The sequence below is a fragment of the Bradyrhizobium sp. P5_C11_2 genome (assembly GCF_054049755.1).
Window position 1 is genome coordinate 1 of the sequence record NZ_JBFULT010000741.1, and the last position, 3,027, is coordinate 3,027.

Annotated in this window: 3 protein-coding genes and 1 pseudogene; all 4 read left to right on the plus strand. The window is 57.4% G+C overall.

The genetic code is table 11. The annotated features are described in order from the left end of the window. Positions 1 to 938 (plus strand): CpaF family protein (locus ACXJL8_RS37820; RefSeq protein WP_456686689.1); only part of this gene is annotated, 938 nt, incomplete at its 5' end. Beyond that, positions 938 to 1,867, plus strand: a complete 930-nt coding sequence (locus ACXJL8_RS37825) for a type II secretion system F family protein (RefSeq protein WP_456686690.1) — start codon at positions 938 to 940, stop codon at positions 1,865 to 1,867. The genes ACXJL8_RS37820 and ACXJL8_RS37825, both read left to right, overlap by 1 nt. Next, a complete protein-coding gene (locus ACXJL8_RS37830; RefSeq protein ID WP_456624270.1) occupies positions 1,864 to 2,775 on the plus strand; it encodes a type II secretion system F family protein in 912 nt (303 codons plus the stop codon). Before ACXJL8_RS37825 ends, ACXJL8_RS37830 begins: the two co-directional genes overlap by 4 nt. Positions 2,776 to 2,778: 3 nt before the next feature. Continuing rightward, positions 2,779 to 3,027: pseudogene (locus ACXJL8_RS37835) on the plus strand (methyltransferase family protein); the annotation flags it as partial.

The following is a 3,027-nucleotide window of genomic DNA, read 5'->3' on the forward strand; positions in this document are numbered from 1 at the left end:
ACAATGATCACATCGCATCCGTAGCACAGAAGATTGCAGCGCAAGTCGGCCGGCGCATCGACGAATCCAGTCCGATGGTGGATTGCCGCCTGCCGGACGGCAGCCGCGTCAACATCATCTTCCCGCCGCTGGCGATCCACAGCCCCTGCATCTCCATCCGAAAATTTCCAAGTCGCCGTTTAGACATGGCCGGGATGATCCAGAACGGCTCAATCACCTCGGCCATGGGACAATTGCTGGAGATTGCCGCCCGGTCCCGGCTCAATATTCTGGTCTCTGGCGGTACCGGTTCCGGCAAGACGACGCTGTTGAACGCCATGAGCCAGTTCATTGATCACAGCGAACGCGTTGTCACCATTGAGGATGCGGCTGAGTTGCAGCTTCAACAGCCGCACGTGATCAGCCTGGAGACGCGGCCTCCCAGCCTAGAAGGCACAGGGCAGGTGACACAACGCGATCTGGTTTGGAATGCTCTGCGCATGCGTCCTGATCGGATCGTCGTCGGCGAGGTGCGCGGCGCCGAAGCGTTTGACATGCTGCAAGCGATGAACACCGGCCATGATGGTTCGATCTCCACGGTGCATGCCAACTCTGCCCGCGACGCAATGACCCGTATTGAAAACATGGTGCAGATGGGGCAGCCGAACCTGCCGCTGCGGGCGATCAGATCTCAGATCGTCGCTGCGCTGGATCTCATCGTGCAGGTAGAGCGCATGCGGGATGGACAGCGTCGCGTTATCCAGATCAGCGAGGTGATCGGGCTGGAAGGCGAGGTGATCACCACCAATGACATCGCGTTGTTCGAGTACGAACAAGAGGATGTTCACGGGCGGATATCGGGCACCTACAGGTCCACCCACGCGGTCCCAAAATTCAAGAGTCGTCTTTCCTATTATGGGCTTGATCGAGCCTGGACTGAGGCTATGAGGCAGCTGTAATGCCGGAATTCTTGACCACGATTGACCTGGTGCTCCTGCTATGCGCAGCAGCCATCACGTTGTGGCTCGACGCTCGACAGCGACGCATCGATCGTCAGCTAGCGGTAGCTCTGCCGGTTTCAGAGTTGGCGAACCTGCCCTCCATTCGTCGGTTAGAGGCCGGGTCCCGCTGGCAGCCTCTCTTCCGCATAGTCAGTTACAAGGCTGGGATAGCTTACGCTTGGCACCCCGCGTATGTGCTGTTTGCCGGTGTGGTCGCAGCGGCTGCAATCCTTTATGCCAATAGCGTGCTCAAATTTTCCGATCTCTACGCGTACCCGGCGGCTGCAATTGTCGCGATCATGGTGGTGCGAGGTCTGTTTGGATGGCAGCGAAATCGTCTCGCCAATCAACTTTTCCGACAGCTGCCCGACACGATCCAGCTGGTGACAAGTACTGTTCGATCCGGGCTACCCGTGACCGAAGCATTTCGCACCATCGCCCGCGAGATGCCGCAACCGACAGCTGGGCAGTTTGCCATCGTATGCAGCGAAGTGAGTATGGGGAGACCCCCAGAGGAGGCTGTCGAAGCTGTCTATCGGCGAACGCAAGTAGCGGAGTATGGGATCTTTGCGGTCACGCTTGCAGTCCAACTGAAGGCAGGTGGCAGTTTGACCGAAACCTTACAAACACTGGGAGATACTGTCAGGCAGCGGGTTGCGCTCGCTGCTCGCGCGAAGGCCCTGGCCGGAGAGGTGATCTTTTCCTCACGAGCGCTTTCATTGTCGCCCATAATTGTCGGTGGGCTGCTCTACACGATCAATCCGGTAACAGTCGATCTGCTGATCTATGATCCGACGGGAAACAGGCTCCTGGCTTACGCAGCAGCCTCGGTGATTATCGGGTCCCTAGTGATACGTTGGATGGTCAGAAGGGAAACAGAACTATGACCTTTGGTCTCAGTTTGGCGGCCCTGGCCATAGTACTTGCGACTGCGACCTTCGTGTTGATCATCCACGAGCTACACATTCGTGCGTTGGACCTGCGGGTGTCAAACGCGGTGCTGGGTGTTCCTGGCCGGTCAGCGCCCCTCCAGGACATGACCGGTTGGCTTTCGTCGCTCGGCATGCGGTATCGACGCTTCTACTCTGCGGAAAATCTGGACCAGCTCCGAACCATCGTTCAATCGTCAGGTTTGAATCCTCATCGAGCCTTGTCGATCTGGATCGGTCTCAAGACCGTCAGCATGTTCCTGTTCCCGGTCATCGCCTTGTTTGTTGCGCAGATTCTCGGGAAGCCGCTCATCGATGTGCTGGTCTTCAGTCTCATTGGCGTGGTGATCGGAATCATGGGGCCGCGGTTGATCCTGCTGGTGCTGAGACGGCGGTTTAATGCCGGCATTCGGCTGGGCACGCCGGATATGATCGACTTGCTGGTTGTGTGCAGCGAAGCGGGAATGGGTCTGGAAAGCGCGCTGGAACGAGTAGCGGAAGAAATGAAACAGACCAATCCTGCCATGTCCCGGGTTTTGTACAGCCTTCTTGATGATCTCCGGATATTGCCAAATCGCAGCGAGGCATTCGAGAAATTGGCATCTACGTCGGAAGGGCTCCGCCGGTTCGGCACCATGGTCAGCCAAAGCCTGCAATACGGAACGCCACTGAGCATGGCTCTGCGCAGTATCGCTATCGACCTCCGGCGAGAACGTATTACCGACCTCGAGGAGAGGGCGCACAAGTTGGGCGCCAAGCTGACTATTCCGATGGTGTTGTTCCTGCTTCCAGCCATGTTCGTCATTCTGGGGGGCAGTCCGTTTCTGCATCTCGTCCGTACATTCTCCAGCATCGGGGTGAAGTGAGCCATGAGCACGGTTGCCCTGTCGAAAAACCGGTCTTACGAGTGGATAATGCAGCTGCTCGGCAGCATGTGGTTCATGTTGCTGGCACTTTGCGTTGCCATCAGAATTGGGTCACTTATCGATCCGTGGCCATCGCTTCTGTCGAGTTTTTGCCTTGCCATCTTCTACATGCTCCTGGCGGTGTTGATCATGACCAGGTCGCCGGCAAAGGCGCATGCGGATGGGCTGCTGCCTAGAGTCGCTGCGTTCGTC